Below are 16,175 nucleotides of genomic sequence, written 5' to 3'. Positions count from 1 at the left end.
TTCTGTCGGTGCCGGGCCATAGACTCGGAGGGCCATGAGTAGCCTCTTTGACGACCTCCCGTTGCCCGGCTTCGAGCCCTTCGAGGCGAAGCCCGCCGCCGCCGCGCTGCCCGTCGACTTCGCCGAGGAGCCTCCGCCGGAGGGCTACCACGGCCACGAGGGCGGCTACCCCGAAGAGGAGGAGATCCCCACCGATCTCTTCCGGACCGACTACGCCGCGCAGGCCGAGCGCGACGCCTACTACCGCAACGGCGCGCACCGCACCGTGGTCGACCCGGCCCAGCTGCTCGAAGGCATGAACGACCCGCAGCGCGAGGCCGTGCTGCACGCCGGGTCGCCGCTGCTGATCGTGGCCGGTGCCGGGTCCGGCAAGACCCGGGTGCTGACCCACCGGATCGCCTACCTGCTGGGCGCCCGCGGTGTGCAGCCCGGCGAGATCCTGGCGATCACCTTCACCAACAAGGCGGCCGGCGAGATGCGCGAGCGCGTCGAGCAGCTGGTCGGCCCGCGGGCCCGGGCGATGTGGGTCTCCACCTTCCACAGCGCGTGCGTGCGGATCCTGCGCCGGGAGAGCAAGCGGCTCGGTTTCACCTCCAGCTTCTCGATCTACGACTCGGCGGACTCGCAGCGCCTGATGGCCCTGGTCTGCCGCGATCTGGACCTGGACCCCAAGCAGTTCCCGCCGAAGTCCTTCACCGCCAAGGTCTCCAACCTCAAGAACGAGCTGATCGACGAGGAGACCTACGCGGCGCAGGCCGCCAACCCGATGGAGCGCAAGCTCGCCGAGGCCTACGCGCTCTACCAGGCCCGGCTGCGCGAGGCCAACGCGCTGGACTTCGACGACATCATCATGACCACGGTCAACCTGCTGCAGGCCTTCCCGGACGCGGCCGAGCACTACCGGCGGCGGTTCCGGCACATCCTGGTCGACGAGTACCAGGACACCAACCACGCCCAGTACATGCTGGTGCGCGAGCTGACCGGCGGCGCGGCCGGTTCGGCGCCCAAGCGCACCGTGGACGGCGACCTGGTCAACCCCGCTGCCGCCGGGCTGGTGGACCTGCCGCCCGCCGAGCTCTGCGTGGTGGGTGACGCGGACCAGTCGATCTACGCCTTCCGCGGCGCCACCATCCGCAACATCCTCCAGTTCGAGGAGGACTACCCGGACGCCGTCACGATCCTGCTGGAGCAGAACTACCGCTCCACCCAGACCATCCTGAGCGCCGCCAACTCGGTGATCGAGCGCAACGCCAACCGCCGTGCGAAGAAGCTCTGGACGGCCGGCGAGCACGGCGAGAAGGTGGTCGGCTACGTCGCCGACGACGAGCACGGCGAGGCGCAGTTCATCGCCGAGGAGATCGACCGGCTCACCGACGCGGGCGACGCCCGGCCCGGTGACGTGGCGATCTTCTACCGGACCAACGCGCAGTCCCGGGTCTTCGAAGAGGTGTTCATCCGGGTCGGCCTGCCGTACAAGGTGGTCGGCGGGGTGCGCTTCTACGAGCGCAGGGAGGTCCGCGACATCCTCGCGTACCTGCGGGTGCTCTCCAACCCCGAGGACACCGTGCCGCTGCGCCGGATCCTCAACGTGCCCAAGCGCGGCATCGGCGACCGCGCCGAGGCGATGATCGAGGCGCTCGCCGCGCGCGAGCGGATCTCCTTCGCGCAGGCGCTGCTGCGGGTGGACGAGGCGTACGGGATGGCCGCGCGCTCGGCCAACGCGGTGCGCAAGTTCAACGAGCTGCTGGCCGGTCTGCGCCAGGTGGTCGAGTCGGGGGCCGGTCCGGCCGCCGTGCTGGAGGCCGTCCTGGAGGAGACCGGGTACCTGGCCGAGCTGCAGTCCTCCACCGACCCGCAGGACGAGACCCGGGTGGAGAACCTCCAGGAGCTCGCCTCGGTAGCCCTGGAGTACGAGCAGGATCCCGGTGAGCGGCCGGACGCGGGCGAGGACGGCGCGCCGCCGGTCGGCTCGCTGGCCGACTTCCTGGAGCGGGTCGCGCTGGTCGCCGACTCCGACCAGATCCCGGATGACGACGAGGGCCAGGGCGTCATCACGATGATGACCCTGCACACCGCCAAGGGCCTGGAGTTCCCGGTGGTCTTCCTGACCGGCATGGAGGACGGGATCTTCCCGCACATGCGGGCGCTCAGCCAGGTCAAGGAGCTGGAGGAGGAGCGCCGGCTGGCCTACGTCGGGCTGACCCGGGCCCGGCAGCGGCTCTACCTGACCCGCAGCGTGCTGCGCAGTGCCTGGGGGCAGCCGGCCTACAACCCGGCCTCGCGGTTCCTGGAGGAGATCCCGGCCGAGCTGGTCGAGTGGAAGCGCACCGGGGCGGCCGCCGTGCCGCCCTCGCGCGGGCTGTCGATGAGCGGCTCGCGCGGGTCGGGTTCGGGCTCGGGGTCCGGTGCTGGCTCCGGCGCGGGTGCCGCCTCGCCGAAGGCGGGCTGGGGCAAGTCGGCGCGCAAGGTCACCGAGCGCGAGGTGGTCGCGCTGGCGGTCGGCGACCGGGTCAGCCACGACAGCTTCGGTCTGGGCACGGTGGCCGCGGTCGAGGGCGTGGGTGACCGGGCGAAGGCGACCGTCGACTTCGGCTCGGCGGGGCGCAAGCAGCTGCTGCTGCGCTACGCACCGGTCGAGAAGTTGTAGCCGCTCGAACGGCTGTCGCGCTAACCTCCCCTCAGGCAGTTAGTGCTGGTTAACGTGGAGGCAGTGATGGGTGTGTCAGGCCCGATCCGGGTGGTGGTCGCCAAGCCGGGGCTCGACGGCCACGACCGCGGCGCCAAGGTGATCGCGCGTGCGCTGCGCGACGCCGGCATGGAGGTGATCTACACGGGCCTGCACCAGACGCCCGAGCAGGTGGTCGACACCGCGATCCAGGAGGACGCGGACGGCATCGGCCTGTCGATCCTCTCCGGCGCCCACATGACGCTCTGCGCCCGGGTGATCGAGCTGCTCAAGGAGCGGGACGCGGCGGACATCAAGGTGTTCTGCGGCGGCATCGTCCCGGCCGAGGACATCGCCGAGCTCAAGGCGATGGGCGTGGCCGACATCTTCACCCCCGGCACGCCCACCCGGGACGTGGTGGCCTGGGTCGAGGCCAACCTGCGCGCGGCGGGCTGAGCCGGGCTCGGCTCGCGGCCTACGGTTCGAGCTCGGCCAGCATCTCCGCGCGGAAGCGCAGGGTGCCGGCCAGCCGGCCGAAGGTCTCGGCCCACGCGGTGTCCGGCGCCGCGTCGGCCGCCAGCGCCGCCACCGCCGGTGCGGTGGCGGGCGCCAGCGAGCGTTCCGTCAGGCCCAGGACGCCGCTGTGGTTCCACGGGTACGAGCCGGCCGCCGCCGCCCGCTCCAGCGCGGCCACCACGGCGGTGCTGAGCGGCGGGGTCCACGGGGTGGCGCAGGCGCCGAGCAGTTGGAAGGCCTCGCCGGGGCCGTTGACCCGCAGGAAGGCGGCCGTCCAGGCGGCCCGCTCGGCCGGCGGCAACACCGCGAGCAGCTTGGCCGGCGACCCGGCGATCCCGGCCGACCTGGCCCTGCGCGGTGCCGGGCCGAGCAGCACCCGGGCCCAGTCGGCATCGCCCTGGCGGACGGCGGCCCGGGCCCAGGCCTCGCGCAGCTCGTCGCGCCACTGATCGCCGCCGGAGGCGGCGTCGACCACCGGCAGCGCGAGCAGTTGGGCGGGGGAGCGGCCGAAGGCCGTGGTCCAGGCGGTGAGCGGGGTGGCGGCCAGGATCTCGCCCAGCCACCAGGCCTGCTCGCCGCGCCCGGTGGGCGACTTGGGGGGTATCCCGTCCCGTTGCAGGCTCGCGTCGCAGCTGGTGGGCGGCTCGACCAGCAGGGTGCCGTCCGGAGTGAGGCGTACGGCGGCCAGCGCGCGCTCCGCCATCCGGTGGCCGAGTGCGGAGCCGGGCAGCGTGGAGAGCAACTCGGCGGCGGTGGCCCGGACGTTCTTGCTGCGGTCGCCGAGCGCGGCCTCCAGGAACGGCTCGTCGGCCGGGCCCAGTCCCTCCTGCAAGGCGTCCAGGAAGAGCAGCCGGTCCTCGGCCCGCTCGGCCGGCCAGGTCCCGGCGAGCAGCGCGAGCCCGGCGGCCGGATCCCGGCGGCGCAGCCTGGTCAGCTGGGTGACCCGTTCGGCGAACAGCCCCTCCTGCCAGACGCGGTCCGCGCCGGCCGGCCCGTCCACGCCCGTGGTGCGCATCAGATAGCGCCAGTCCGGGTTCTGCTCGGCCAGCCGGCGGCCGAGCGGGCCGACCAGCACGACCACGTCACCGCGCAGCTCGCTGCGGGCCCGGGCGGCCTCCAGCAGGGCCGGCACCTGGGCGGCGGGCGGGCGGTAGCCGCGCTCGCGGGCGGTGGCCAGCCACTGCGGGAGCAACTCGGTGAGGTTGGCCAGGGCGCCGCCGCCAGCTCGTCCGGCTAGCAGCGCGGTCAGCCGGCGGGCGGCGGGCTCGGGCAGCTCGGGGCGCGGGTCGGCGGGCGGCGGCTGTTCGGGGCGCGCGGCGGGCAGTGGCAGCAGCCCGGCGCGGCGCCGCACCACCGTCAGCGCGGCCAGCTCGAGCAGCGCGGTGGCCGGATCGCTGCGGTCGACGGTGTCGGCAGCGGCCACCGCCGCGGCCGAGCCGTCCGCTTGGGGCAGCGCGCGCCGGTCGGTGCCGAGCAGCGCGGTGCTCTGCAGGTCGGCCCAGTAGTCGCCGGTCATGCCGCTGTTCAGGCCGCTGTTCATGCCGCACCTCGCAGACTCAGGTCGATCGCCCGGCCGGTCCGGTCCCAGACCGTCACGGGGGTGAACCCGCGATGTCCGCACTCGCCGAAGACCGTCAGCGGACGCCCTTCGGCGACGGCCACCAGCCGCCAGAGCGCGGTGCTGTCCACCTCGCCCACTGGTAGCGCACCCTGATCGTCCGTCAGCAGCCAGCCGTCGGGTCCTCGGACCGGGACCACCTCGGCCAGTGGCACCGGCCAGGCGTCCGTCCACGGGTCCTCGGCGACCGCCTCGCCGTAGTCGGCCACCGCCTCGGCGACGGTCCGCCCGCGGGGCGGGCCGGGGGCCGGGACGGGAGTGTCCTGCCGGGGGCCGAGGACGGCGCGCAGCGGGCGGACACCGGGGTGGAAGGCCAGCTCTGCCTCCATCGAGTGGCCGACGGGCAGCGCGAGTTCGGCCGGCTGCCCGGGGCGGTCGTAGTCGAGCAGCAGCGCCTGGCGGCCACTGCGGGCGCCGCGGAGCCAGAGCCGGCGGCTGGTCAGTGGGCCCTCGACGCGCTCCCGGCAGCCGAGTGCGAGCCAGCGGTCGCGCACCGTGGGGCCGGCCAGCAGCTCGGCGCTGTCGATGCTGAAGCCGACCCTGGACCGGACCGTGGCGGCCAGCGCTCCGGGCAGCTCGTCGACCCGCTGGTAGGCGGCGGCGAGCAGGTCGAGCAGCGCGTACCGGGCCAGCTGCTCCTCGCTCGGCAGCGTGGCCAACTCCCGTACCCGGGCGGCGAGTCCGGGAGCCTGGGCGTCCACCATCCGGGCCGCTACCTCATCCCAGTCGCCGGCCGCGCCGGCCAGCCCCTGGCGCACCCGGTCGGCCAGCCGCAGCCGCAGCTCCCGGGCCCCGTCCGCGACCCGCGCCGCCCGCCGCTCGGCCCGCCGGCGCGCGGCCACCGGATCCGCCGGCCCCCGCGCCGCCCGCTGTCGCCCCGCCGCCCCGTTGGCTGCCCAGTCGGCCGACGCGCCCCCGTCCGGCACCGCCTGCGGTTGCCTGCTCCACAGCAGCAGCAACCCCAGCGCGTGCTTGCACGGAGACTTCCGGCTGGGGCAACTGCACTGGTACGCGGGCCCGGTGAGCTCGACCACCGTCCGGTACGGCGCACCCCCGCTGCCGGCGCACAGCCCCCACACCGTCCCGTCCGCGCTCCCGGCCGCCGACCACGCGGCGGGCGCGGAGAACGGGCCGGCGGCGGCCCGTGAGGCGGCGTCAGGTGCGAGGGACAGGATGTGCTCGGTGCTCCAGCGTTCCTCCATGGATCGAACGTAGAGCGGGGGACTGACAGTGCCTCAGAAGCGTCTTGGCGGGTAGACCTTGAAGGTCTTGGTGGAGAGGGGGAAGGAAAAGGGCTCGGGGAGCTCGATGTCCTCGCCGAACTCGCTGGACGCGACGGTGCGGTAGTCGCTGCCACGCGGTTGCGAGTGCAGCTCGCAGATTCCCTCGTTCGGGTCAACGATCAGGTAGAGCGGGATCTCGCTGGCGGCATACCAGGCCCGCTTCTTCGCGTAGTCGCTGTCCCGGTCCGAGGACACGATCTCAACGGCGAGGTCGGCGCGTTGAGCGGGGAACGGGTTCGCGTTGTCGGACGTCTGCTCATGGGTCGTCGCGACGATGTCCGGCTTCGGCTCGAAGCTTCTTACTCCGGGAGCTTCTCGAGCAGGCGCATCAGGTCGTGTGCGGTCTCCGGCACGGTCGCGGTCATCACGGCACCTCCTCGTTCTCTGCGCCCAGGCTAGCGAGAGCGCACGGTCGGTGACCGCCCGATTGTCAGTGCCGGGGTGCAGAGTGGTTCTCGCAGGCGGGCCGGAGCCCTTGGCCCGGGCCTGTCGTCCGTGTGCTGATGCTTCCCGATCATGTCAACCGTCCCGGGCATCGCCATGCCCGTCGGCGGTCGGTCCGAAGGAGCCCTCCATGACCACCATCGACGTTCTGCGGCCGCATGCCGAGGACGCGTTCGCCGCCGAGCTGGCCGCGCTGGCCGAGCAGGACGAGCGGCCGCGGCCCGAGCGGTGGCGGTTGTCGCCGTGGGCGGTGGCGACCTATCTGCTGGGTGGCGAGCTGCCGGACGGCACCGTGATCACGCCCAAGTACGTGGGGCCGCGACGGATCGTGGAGGTGGCGGTGAGCACCCTGGCCACCGATCGGGCGCTGCTGCTGCTCGGGGTGCCGGGGACGGCCAAGACCTGGGTGTCGGAGCATCTGGCGGCGGCCGTCAGCGGGGATTCGACGCTGCTGGTGCAGGGCACCGCGGGGACCTCCGAAGAGGCCGTGCGATACGGCTGGAACTACGCCGAGTTGCTCTCGAACGGGCCGAGCCGGGCCGCGCTGGTGCCCTCGCCGGTGCTGCGGGCGATGGCGGACGGCAAGATCGTCAGGGTCGAGGAGCTGACCCGGATCCCGGCCGACGTGCAGGACAGCCTGATCACCATCCTGTCGGAAAAGACGTTGCCGGTACCGGAGTTGGGCTGGGAAAATCAAGCTGTCCGCGGGTTCAACCTGATCGCCACCGCCAACGATCGAGACCGCGGGGTCAACGAACTCTCCAGTGCGCTGCGCCGCCGTTTCAACACGGTCGTGCTGCCGCTGCCGGCGAGCCTCGACGAGGAGGTCGAGATCGTCGCGCGGCGGGTCGACCAACTCGGCCGCGCGCTGGAGCTGCCCGAGCTGCCGGGCGGCACGCAGGAGATCCGACGAGTGGTCACGGTCTTCCGCGAGCTGCGCGACGGCGTCACCGCTGACGGTCGGACCAAGGTCAAGAGTCCGACCGGCACGCTCTCCACCGCCGAGGCCATCTCGGTGGTCACCAACGGTCTCGCGCTCGCCGCGCACTTCGGCGACGGTGTGCTGCGCGCGCGGGATGTGGCGAGCGGGCTGGTGGGGGCGGTGGTTCGCGACCCCGTCACGGATCAGGTGGTGTGGCGCGAGTACGTGGAGGGCGTGCTGCGCGAGCGGGACGGCTGGAAGGACTTCTACCGGGCTGCCCGGGAGCTGTCCGGATGAACTGATCACCCTACGAGGACAGGGAGTTGGACGATCTGAGCGATCTGTACGACGTGCACGACCCGCGCAAGACACCAGGAAAGGACAAGGGGGAGGACATGACTGGTGAGGTGACCCTGCTGGGCGTACGCCACCACGGACCGGGCTCGGCCCGTGCGGTGGGGGCCGCGCTGGCCGAGCTGCGGCCGGACGCGGTGCTGATCGAGGGACCGCCGGAGGCGGATCCGATCATCGGTCTGGCGGCGGAGCGGGACATGGTGCCGCCGGTCGCGCTGCTCGCGCACGCGGTGCACGACCCGGCCCTGGCGGCGTTCTGGCCGTTCGCCGCGTTCTCGCCCGAGTGGGTGGCGATCCAGCACGCGCTGGCGGCCGAGGTGCCGGTGCGGTTCATCGACCTGCCGGCCGGCAGCGGCTTCGCGCTGCGGGCCGCCGAGGGCTCGGGCCAGGCGTCGGACGAGCCGTCCGGTGCGGCGGCGGACCCGATCGCCCGGCTCGCCGCGGCGGCCGGCCACCCGGACCCGGAGGCCTGGTGGGAGGACGTGGTCGAGCACCGGCTGCCCGGCGGGGACCCGCTCGCGCCGTTCGCGGCGGTGGCCGAGGCGATGGCCGTGCTGCGCGACCCGGACGTCGGCACCCCGGGCTCGCCCAGCGCACACCCCGCCGGCGCGCCCGTGGCCTCGGGCGCGCCCGGCGCGGGCGTGGCGGCCGGGGCGCCCGCCGGGCGGCGTGACGAACTGCGCGAGGCGTACATGCGCCAGCAGATCCGCGCCGCCCGGCGGGCCGGCCACCGCCGGATCGCCGTGGTCTGCGGCGCCTGGCACGTGCCGGCGCTCGGCGCGCTGCCCGCCGCCGGCGCGGACCGCGCGCTGCTCGCCGGGCTCCCGAAGAAGCTCAGGGCCGAGATCACCTGGGTGCCCTGGACTCACCGGCGGCTCGCCCAATGGACCGGCTACGGCGCCGGCATCGAGTCGCCCGGCTGGTACCAGCACCTGTTCGACCGCCCGGCCCGGTCCGCCGGGCCGGGCGGTGGCGGTACCGGCCTGGTCAGCTTCCTGGCCCGGGCCGCCGCACTGCTGCGCGGCGCCGACCACCTGGTCTCCGCCGCGCAGGTCATCGAGTCGGTCCGGCTCGCCGAGACGCTGGCCGCCGTGCGCGGCCGCCCGGCGGCCGGGCTGGCCGAGGCGCTGGACGCGGTCCGCTCGGTGCTCTGCGACGGCTCCGAGGTGGCGCTCGGCCTGGTGCGCGAGCGACTGGTGGTCGGCGAGGCGCTCGGCCGGGTGCCGGCCGCCACCCCCACCGTGCCGCTGCAGCGCGACCTGTTCCGGCTGCAGCGCACGCTGCGGCTGGCGCCCGACACCGCGGACCGCGAACTGACCCTCGACCTGCGCCGGGAGCTGGACGTGGGCCGCTCGCTGCTGCTGCACCGGCTGCGCCTGCTCGGCGTCGGCTGGGGCACCGAGAACGCTTCCGCCGTCAACTCCACCGGGACCTTCCGGGAGAGCTGGCGGCTGCACTGGGATCCGGAGTTCGCCGTCCGGGTGGTCGAGGCCGCCCAGTGGGGGACCACCGTCGAGGCGGCCGCCACCGCCAAGGTGACGGCGCTGGCCGCCCAGGCCGTCGAACTCGGCGCGCTCACCGGGCTGGCCGAGCACTGCCTGGTGGCCCGGCTGCCCGCCGCGCTGCCCGCGGTGCTGAGCGAACTGGCCGACCGGGCCGCGCTGGACACCGACGCGGCCGAACTCGCCGACGCGCTGCCCGCGCTGGTCCGCGCGCTGCGCTACGGGGACGTCCGCGGCACCGACGCCGGCGCGCTGGAGGGGGTCGCGCAGGGCCTGGCGACCCGGCTCTGCGTCGGCCTGCCGACCGCCTGCACCGGGCTGGACACCGCCGGCGCCGCCGCGATGCGGGCCCGGCTGGACGCGGTGCACGGCGCGATCGGCCTGCTCGGCCGAGCAACCGACGCCCTGTCACCGACCGGGCCAGCGGCGGCCGGGCCAGAACCGGCCGGGCCGCAGACTGCCGGCGACCTCGCCGACCGCTGGGCCGCCGCGCTGGCCGCGCTGGCCCGGCGCGAGCCGGCGGGGAGCGCGGCCACCGGCGTGCCGGGGCTGCTGCGCGGCCGCGCGGTGCGGCTGCTGCTGGACGACGGCCGGCTCGACGCGGCCGAAGCGGCGCGCTCGCTGCGCCTGGTGCTCTCCAGGGCCGCGGTGCCCGCCGACGCGGCCGGCTGGGTCGAGGGCTTCCTCTCCGGCGGCGGCGCCCTGCTGCTGCACGACCCGCGGCTGCTCACGCTGCTCGACGGCTGGCTGGCCGAGGTGCCGGGCGACACGTTCATCGACCTGCTGCCGCTGCTCAGACGCACCTTCGCCACGCTGGAGGCCGGCGTGCGCCACACCGTCGGCGCGCGGGTGGCCGCCGGCCGGCTGGGCCCGGGCGGTGGCGCCGCCGGCCCGGCCGAGGAGCTGGACCAGGCCCGCGCCGACGCGGCGCTGCCCACCGTGCTGCGCCTGCTGGGCCGCGCCGCGCCACCCGACCCGCCCGCGGCGACGCCCGTCCGGATCCCCCGTCAGCTGGACCGCAGGAGTGCCGCATGACGACCGGGAGCGAGCTGGACCCCGACCAGGAGCGGTTGCGCCGCTGGCGTCTGGTGCTCGGCGGCGAGGCCGAGAGCACCGGCTACCGGCCGGTCGGCCGGGACGCGGGCATCGACCGCACGCTCGCCGCCCTCTACCGCGCCGCGCCGCACGACCCGCAGAGCGCCCGGGGTCAGAGCCGCTCGGCGGGCCTGGGCGCCAGCGCCCCGCAGGTGGCCCGCTGGCTCGGCGACATCCGCGAGTACTTCCCGACCTCGGTGGTCCAGCTGCTGCAGCAGGATGCGATCAGCCGCCTGGGCCTGTCCCGCCTGCTGCTCGAACCGGAGATGCTGGCGGCCGTCGAGCCGGACGTCCACCTGGTCACCACCCTGCTCTCGCTCAAGCACGCGCTGCCCGAGACCACCCGGCAGAGCGCTCGCCAGGTGGTCGGCAAGGTGGTCGCCGACCTGGAGCGCCGGCTGGCCGACCGGACCCGGGCCACGCTGACCGGCGGGTTGGACCGCGGTGCCCGGGTACGGCGCCCGCGCCACCGCGACATCGACTGGGACCGCACCATCCGCGCCAATCTGGGCAGCTACCTGCCCGAGTACCGCACCGTGGTCCCCGAGCGCCTGGTCGGCCATGCCCGGGCCCGGCGCGCGCTGACCAAGGAGGTGATCCTCTGTGTCGACCAGTCCGGCTCGATGGCGGCCTCCGTGGTGTACGCGGCGGTCTTCGGCGCGGTGCTCAGCTCGATGCGCACGCTGGACACCCGGCTGGTGGTGTTCGACACCTCGGTGGTCGACCTGACCGAGCAACTGGCCGACCCGGTCGACGTCCTGTTCGCCACTCAGCTGGGCGGCGGCACCGACATCGACCGCGCGCTGGCCTACTGCCAGTCCCGGATCACTCGTCCGGCTGAGACCGTGCTGGTCCTCATCAGTGATCTCCACGAGGGCGGGGCCCGGGACGGGATGCTGCGGCGGGTGGCGGCGATGAAGGCCGCCGGGGTCCAGTTCATCGCGCTGCTGGCGCTCAGTGACGAGGGCGCTCCCGGCTACGACCACGCGCACGCCGCCGCGCTGGCCGCGCTCGGCTGCCCGGCCTTCGCCTGCACCCCGGACGGCTTCCCCGAGATCATGGCGGCGGCGCTGGCGAAGCGCCCGCTGCCACTGCCGGACAGCGGGTCGGCCGTGAGGTGAACAGTGGGCGCGCGAACCCCGGTGACGCACCCGCTGTGACGGTTCTCACCCGATCCGGGCGGCCGACCGGCGAATCCGGCCGGTCCTGCGGCGATACCCTGCCAGACGGACGTGACGCGCGTGTTGATTGACGTGTGCGCCCGAGACCGCGTGGGCCGCAAGGCCGCAACTCTGCGTACCCGCACGGCCCCGACGACCCGCAGCGAAGATCCTGCCGTGGCACGCTCGTAGAGACACAATCCGCGACCACGAACAAGGACGAACACACGTGGACCTGTTCGAGTACCAGGCGAGGGACCTCTTCGCCAAGCACGGTGTACCCGTGCTCGATGGCGAGGTCATCGAGAACGCTGAGGACGCTCGCGCGATCGCCGAGCGCTTCGGTGGACGCGCCGTCGTCAAGGCTCAGGTGAAGGTCGGTGGCCGTGGCAAGGCCGGCGGCGTCAAGCTCGCCGCCGACCCGGCCGACGCTGTCGCCAAGGCCGACGCGATCCTCGGCATGGACATCAAGGGCCACACCGTGCACAAGGTGATGCTGGCCGAGACCGCGGACATCAAGGAGGAGTACTACGTCTCCTTCCTGCTGGACCGCGCCAACCGCACCTTCCTGGCGATGGCCAGCAAGGAGGGCGGCGTCGAGATCGAGGTCGTCGCCGAGGAGAACCCCGAGGCGCTGGCCAAGGTCTCCGTCGACGCGAACGAGGGCTGCACCGCCGAGAAGGCCGCCGAGATCGTCGCCGCCGCGAAGTTCCCGGCCGAGATCGCCGACCAGGTGATCGTGGTCCTGCAGCGCCTGTGGGACGTCTTCATCAAGGAAGACGCCCTGCTGGTCGAGGTCAACCCGCTGGTCAAGACCGGTGACGGCAAGGTCATCGCGCTCGACGGCAAGGTCTCGCTGGACGAGAACGCCGAGTTCCGCCAGGCGGAGCACGAGGCGCTGGTCGACCACGCCGCGGCCAACCCGCTGGAGGCCGCCGCCAAGGCCAAGAACCTCAACTACGTCAAGCTCGACGGTGAGGTCGGCATCATCGGCAACGGCGCGGGTCTCGTCATGAGCACCCTGGACGTCGTCGCCTACGCCGGTGAGAACCACGGTGGCGTCAAGCCCGCCAACTTCCTCGACATCGGCGGCGGCGCCTCCGCCGAGGTGATGGCGAACGGCCTGGAGATCATCCTGGGCGACGCCGACGTCAAGTCGGTCTTCGTCAACGTCTTCGGTGGCATCACCGCGTGCGACGCGGTCGCCAACGGCATCGTGCAGGCCCTGGAGCTCCTGGAGAGCAAGGGCGAGGCCGTCACCAAGCCGCTGGTCGTCCGCCTGGACGGCAACAACGCGGAGCTGGGTCGCAAGATCCTGACCGACCGCAACCACCCGCTGGTCGAGCAGGTGGACACCATGGACGGCGCCGCTGACCGCGCCGCCGAGCTGGCCAACGCGAAGTAAGGAAGGGGACTCTCACCATGGCTATCTTCCTTACCGAGGACAGCAAGGTCATCGTTCAGGGCATGACCGGCTCCGAGGGCATGAAGCACACCCGTCGGATGCTCGCCTCCGGCACCAAGATCGTCGGCGGCGTGAACCCGCGCAAGGCCGGCACCACGGTTGACGTCGACGGCACCGAGGTGCCCGTCTTCGGCTCCGTCGCCGAGGCCATCAAGCAGACCGGCGCCGACGTCAGCGTCATCTTCGTGCCGCCGGCCTTCACCAAGAGCGCGGTCGTCGAGGCGATCGACGCCGAGATCCCGCTCGCGGTCGTCATCACCGAGGGCGTCCCGGTGCACGACAGCGCCTCGTTCTGGGCCTACGCCGGCGAGAAGGGCAACAAGACCCAGATCATCGGCCCGAACTGCCCCGGCCTGATCTCCCCCGGGAAGTCCAACGCGGGCATCATCCCGGCGGACATCACCAAGGCGGGCAAGATCGGCCTGGTCTCCAAGTCCGGCACGCTGACCTACCAGCTCATGTACGAGCTGCGCGACCTCGGCTTCTCCTCGGCCGTCGGCATCGGTGGCGACCCGGTCATCGGGACCACCCACATCGACGCGCTGCGCGCGTTCGAGGCCGACCCGGAGACCGAGATCATCGTGATGATCGGTGAGATCGGTGGCGACGCCGAGGAGCGCGCCGCGGCCTTCATCAAGGAGAACGTGACCAAGCCGGTCGTCGGCTACGTCGCGGGCTTCACCGCCCCGGAGGGCAAGACCATGGGCCACGCCGGCGCCATCGTCTCGGGCTCCTCGGGCACCGCTCAGGCGAAGAAGGAGGCCCTGGAGGCCGCCGGTGTCAAGGTCGGCAAGACGCCGTCCGAGACCGCTCGCCTGGCGCGTGAGCTGATCAAGGGCTGACGCTCGGTCAGCAGTGTCTGCTGCCGCACCCCGGACCGGTTCGCCGGTCCGGGGTGCGGCGTTTTTCCGGGGCCGCACCAGAAGCTGCGGATGCCCGGGGTGCCGGCCGGGGTGGCCGGTCCCGCGCTGCCGTTCGCGGTGCCGGTGCAGAGCGGGGCCGGGACGGGGCGGGGGTTGAACCAGGCCGACGGGCCGTGCCCGTCCAGGGTGCCGGTGATCGAGGCCGTGGTGGCCAGCACCAGCAGCGCGGCGCCGGCCGGCAGCGCCAGGGCCCGCGCCCGGGCGGCGGCCCGGCACCGCAGGTCGGCCTGCCGGGGCTCGGCGCCGCTCGGGCAGCCGCGCACGGCGGCCTGGTAGAGCAGCCCACCGAGCCGCGGCGCGAAGTCGGGGGCGGCCGGATCGGGGCCGACCAGCGCGGGCACCGCGCGGACCAGGTCGAGGTGCGCGGCGTGCAGCCGGTGGCCGACGGCGGCCGCGCTGGCCTCGACCTCGACGGCGATCTCCGCCGCCGCCAGGCCGAGCGCGTCGTGCAGCACCACGACCTGGCGGCGCGCGCGGCTCAGCCGGCGCAGCGCGGTGAGCAGTTCCAGGTCGTGCGCGGTGAGCGCGGAGTCGAGCGGCGGGGTGCGGTGCCGCGACCGCGGACCCAGCGGGTACCAGGGAGTGAGCGCCGTCGCGAAGGCGCGGGTGCGCAGCCAGCGCGCGGGGTCGGGCTCGGCGGCCAGCTCGGACCAGCGGTTCCAGGCGCTGCCCAGGGCCTGCCGGGTGGCGCGCTCCGCACCGCGGCGGTGGCCGGCGGTGAGCAGGAAGGTCTGCTGCAGCAGCTCGTCGTACGAACGTTCGTAGAGCTTCTGGTAGTTCGCCGACGTGGACGGCGATGCGGCGGCGAGCGAAGAATTTTGACGCATGATCAGATGATCGGGGACACGTCGACGGCTCGCTCCTGCACGGGGCAGGACGAGTGACGGCGGCACCATGAGGCACATGACGCAGCATCTGATGGGCCGTCCGTTGCCGCGCGCGATCGGCGCGTTCGACTCCGCGCCGGTCCTCGCGGGCGCCGCGGCGGCGCTGCTCGGACTCGCCGTGGTCGGGGCCCCGGTGCTGGTCCTCTGGGTCCTGACGGCCGCTCCGCAGGACAGCGCCGCCGACGCCGCCCGGCTGGCCGGCGCGCTCTGGCTGCTCGGCCACGGCGGGCCGTTGAGCCGGGGCGGCGGCGGTGTCCCGCTCGCGCTCACCCCGCTGCTGCTGACCGTGTGCAGCGCGCTGCTGCTGCGGCAGGGCGCCGCCCAGGTGGCGGCCCGGCCGGGCGTCCGGGGCCAGGCGGTGCCCGCCGCGCTCTGCGCCGGATACCTCGCGGTGGCGCTGCCGGTGGCACTCGCCTGCGCCCGGGCCGGCGCGCTGCGGGCCCGGCCGCTGCCCGACCTGCTGGCGGTGCTCGCCGTGGCCTACCCGGCCGCGCTGGCGGGCGCCGGGGCCGCACCGGCCTGGTGGTCGACCCTGCGTGCGCGGATCTCGGACCCGCTGCTCGCCCGGCTTCCGAACCGGCTGCGCGAGCTGATGCCCGGGCGCCCGGCGCTCGGCGCCGTGGCGGTGGCGGCCGGCCGGGCCGCGGCGGCGGCGCTGCTGACCCTGGTGGCCGGCGGGGCGCTGCTGCTCGGCGCGGTGCTGCTGCTGCGCACCGACAGCACCGGGCCCGCGCTGCGCACGCTGACCGGCGGCAGCCTGCCCGGGGCGCTCGGCCTGCTGCTCTGCTGCCTGCTGCTGGTGCCCAACGCGGTGCTCTGGAGCATCGGTTACGCACTCGGGCCGGGTTTCGCGCTGGGGGTCGGCACGGTGGTGGCGCCCGGCCGGCTGACGCCCGGCCCGAGCCTGGACTTCCCGCTGCTGGCCCTGGTGCCGACCACCGCCTCGGCCTGGCAGCGGCTGGTGCTGGTGGTCCCGGTGCTGGCAGGCCTGGCGGCCGCCGGGCTGCTCGCCCGGGCAGCGGTGGCGCCCGGCGCCACGCCGCCGTCCGCCGGGGCACCCGCCCGGTGGCGTCCCGGCGCCACCGCGCTCGCCGCCGGGCTGAGCGCGCTCGTGGTCGGCCTGGCGGTGGCCCTCGGCGCCCGGCTGGCCGGGGGAGCGGTCGGCGCCGGGCGGATGGCGCAGCTGGGACCCTCGGCGTTCTGCGGGCTGGCGGCGGCCGGCTGGGTGGCGGTGGTGGCGGTCCCCGGCGCGCCCGCGCTGCGCTGGTGGCTGCTGCGCCGGGCGGCGGGTGACCTGCCGGCCTAGGACCTGGGGGACGGACATCGTGCTGATGGCGGGCA

12 protein-coding genes are annotated in these 16,175 nt (G+C 74.3%); 8 read left to right on the top strand and 4 right to left on the bottom strand.

The genetic code is table 11. The features are described from left to right. The first annotated feature begins 34 nt into the window (after positions 1 to 34). Together pcrA and ABH937_RS13310 are read left to right on the top strand one after the other, a co-directional pair. Positions 35 to 2,647, top strand: coding sequence for a DNA helicase PcrA (gene pcrA, locus ABH937_RS13315; protein ID WP_370218283.1), 2,613 nt, complete (start codon positions 35 to 37; stop codon positions 2,645 to 2,647). Between the two features lie 66 nt (positions 2,648 to 2,713). Then, positions 2,714 to 3,121, top strand: coding sequence for a cobalamin B12-binding domain-containing protein (locus ABH937_RS13310; RefSeq protein ID WP_280692299.1), 408 nt, complete (start codon positions 2,714 to 2,716; stop codon positions 3,119 to 3,121). A 19-nt stretch (positions 3,122 to 3,140) separates the two neighbouring features. Here ABH937_RS13310 and ABH937_RS13305 read toward each other — a convergent pair whose 3' ends face one another. From ABH937_RS13305 to ABH937_RS13295, 3 genes are read right to left on the bottom strand one after another with little or no spacing between them, the layout of a single operon-like run. After that, on the bottom strand, positions 3,141 to 4,721 hold the full coding sequence (locus tag ABH937_RS13305) for a DUF5691 domain-containing protein (RefSeq protein WP_370218281.1): 1,581 nt from the start codon (positions 4,719 to 4,721) through the stop codon (positions 3,141 to 3,143). Then, positions 4,718 to 6,001 (bottom strand): SWIM zinc finger family protein, encoded by a 1,284-nt coding sequence (locus tag ABH937_RS13300; RefSeq protein WP_370218279.1) that lies wholly within the window; start codon positions 5,999 to 6,001, stop codon positions 4,718 to 4,720. The genes ABH937_RS13305 and ABH937_RS13300 overlap by 4 nt, the downstream gene beginning before the upstream one ends. A gap of 33 nt (positions 6,002 to 6,034) precedes the next feature. Beyond that, positions 6,035 to 6,529 carry a Uma2 family endonuclease gene (locus ABH937_RS13295; RefSeq protein ID WP_280692467.1) on the bottom strand — a complete coding sequence of 165 codons (495 nt, stop codon included), beginning with the start codon at positions 6,527 to 6,529 and terminating at the stop codon, positions 6,035 to 6,037. A 127-nt stretch (positions 6,530 to 6,656) separates the two neighbouring features. Here ABH937_RS13295 and ABH937_RS13290 point away from each other — a divergent pair, with 127 nt between their 5' ends. From ABH937_RS13290 to sucD, 5 genes are all read left to right on the top strand, one after another. Beyond that, positions 6,657 to 7,745, top strand: a complete 1,089-nt coding sequence (locus tag ABH937_RS13290; RefSeq protein WP_280692304.1) for an AAA family ATPase — start codon at positions 6,657 to 6,659, stop codon at positions 7,743 to 7,745. A 98-nt stretch (positions 7,746 to 7,843) separates the two neighbouring features. Beyond that, the gene (locus tag ABH937_RS13285) at positions 7,844 to 10,339 is read left to right on the top strand and encodes a DUF5682 family protein (protein ID WP_370218336.1); all 2,496 of its coding nucleotides are present in this window, start codon (positions 7,844 to 7,846) and stop codon (positions 10,337 to 10,339) included. Next, positions 10,336 to 11,520, top strand: coding sequence for a VWA domain-containing protein (locus tag ABH937_RS13280; RefSeq protein ID WP_280692306.1), 1,185 nt, complete (start codon positions 10,336 to 10,338; stop codon positions 11,518 to 11,520). Before ABH937_RS13285 ends, ABH937_RS13280 begins: the two co-directional genes overlap by 4 nt. Positions 11,521 to 11,788: 268 nt before the next feature. Then, on the top strand, positions 11,789 to 12,964 hold the full coding sequence (gene sucC, locus ABH937_RS13275; RefSeq protein WP_280692307.1) for an ADP-forming succinate--CoA ligase subunit beta: 1,176 nt from the start codon (positions 11,789 to 11,791) through the stop codon (positions 12,962 to 12,964). 17 nt (positions 12,965 to 12,981) lie between these two features. After that, positions 12,982 to 13,866: a succinate--CoA ligase subunit alpha gene (gene sucD, locus ABH937_RS13270; protein WP_280692309.1), complete on the top strand. Its 885-nt coding sequence runs from the start codon at positions 12,982 to 12,984 to the stop codon at positions 13,864 to 13,866. Here the strand turns inward: sucD and ABH937_RS13265 are convergent. After that, the gene (locus tag ABH937_RS13265; RefSeq protein ID WP_280692311.1) at positions 13,770 to 14,774 is read right to left on the bottom strand and encodes a sigma factor-like helix-turn-helix DNA-binding protein; all 1,005 of its coding nucleotides are present in this window, start codon (positions 14,772 to 14,774) and stop codon (positions 13,770 to 13,772) included. The genes sucD and ABH937_RS13265 overlap by 97 nt on opposite strands. A gap of 76 nt (positions 14,775 to 14,850) precedes the next feature. Between ABH937_RS13265 and ABH937_RS13260 the strand changes: the two genes are divergently transcribed. After that, positions 14,851 to 16,140 carry a DUF6350 family protein gene (locus ABH937_RS13260; RefSeq protein WP_280692313.1) on the top strand — a complete coding sequence of 430 codons (1,290 nt, stop codon included), beginning with the start codon at positions 14,851 to 14,853 and terminating at the stop codon, positions 16,138 to 16,140. The last annotated feature ends 35 nt before the right edge of the window (positions 16,141 to 16,175 follow it).

The sequence above is a fragment of the Kitasatospora sp. GAS1066B genome (assembly GCF_041262605.1).
Taxonomy (GTDB): domain Bacteria; phylum Actinomycetota; class Actinomycetes; order Streptomycetales; family Streptomycetaceae; genus Kitasatospora.
The sequence above is the reverse complement of the archived record's forward strand: the minus strand, read 5'-3'. Positions and strand labels throughout refer to the sequence as shown.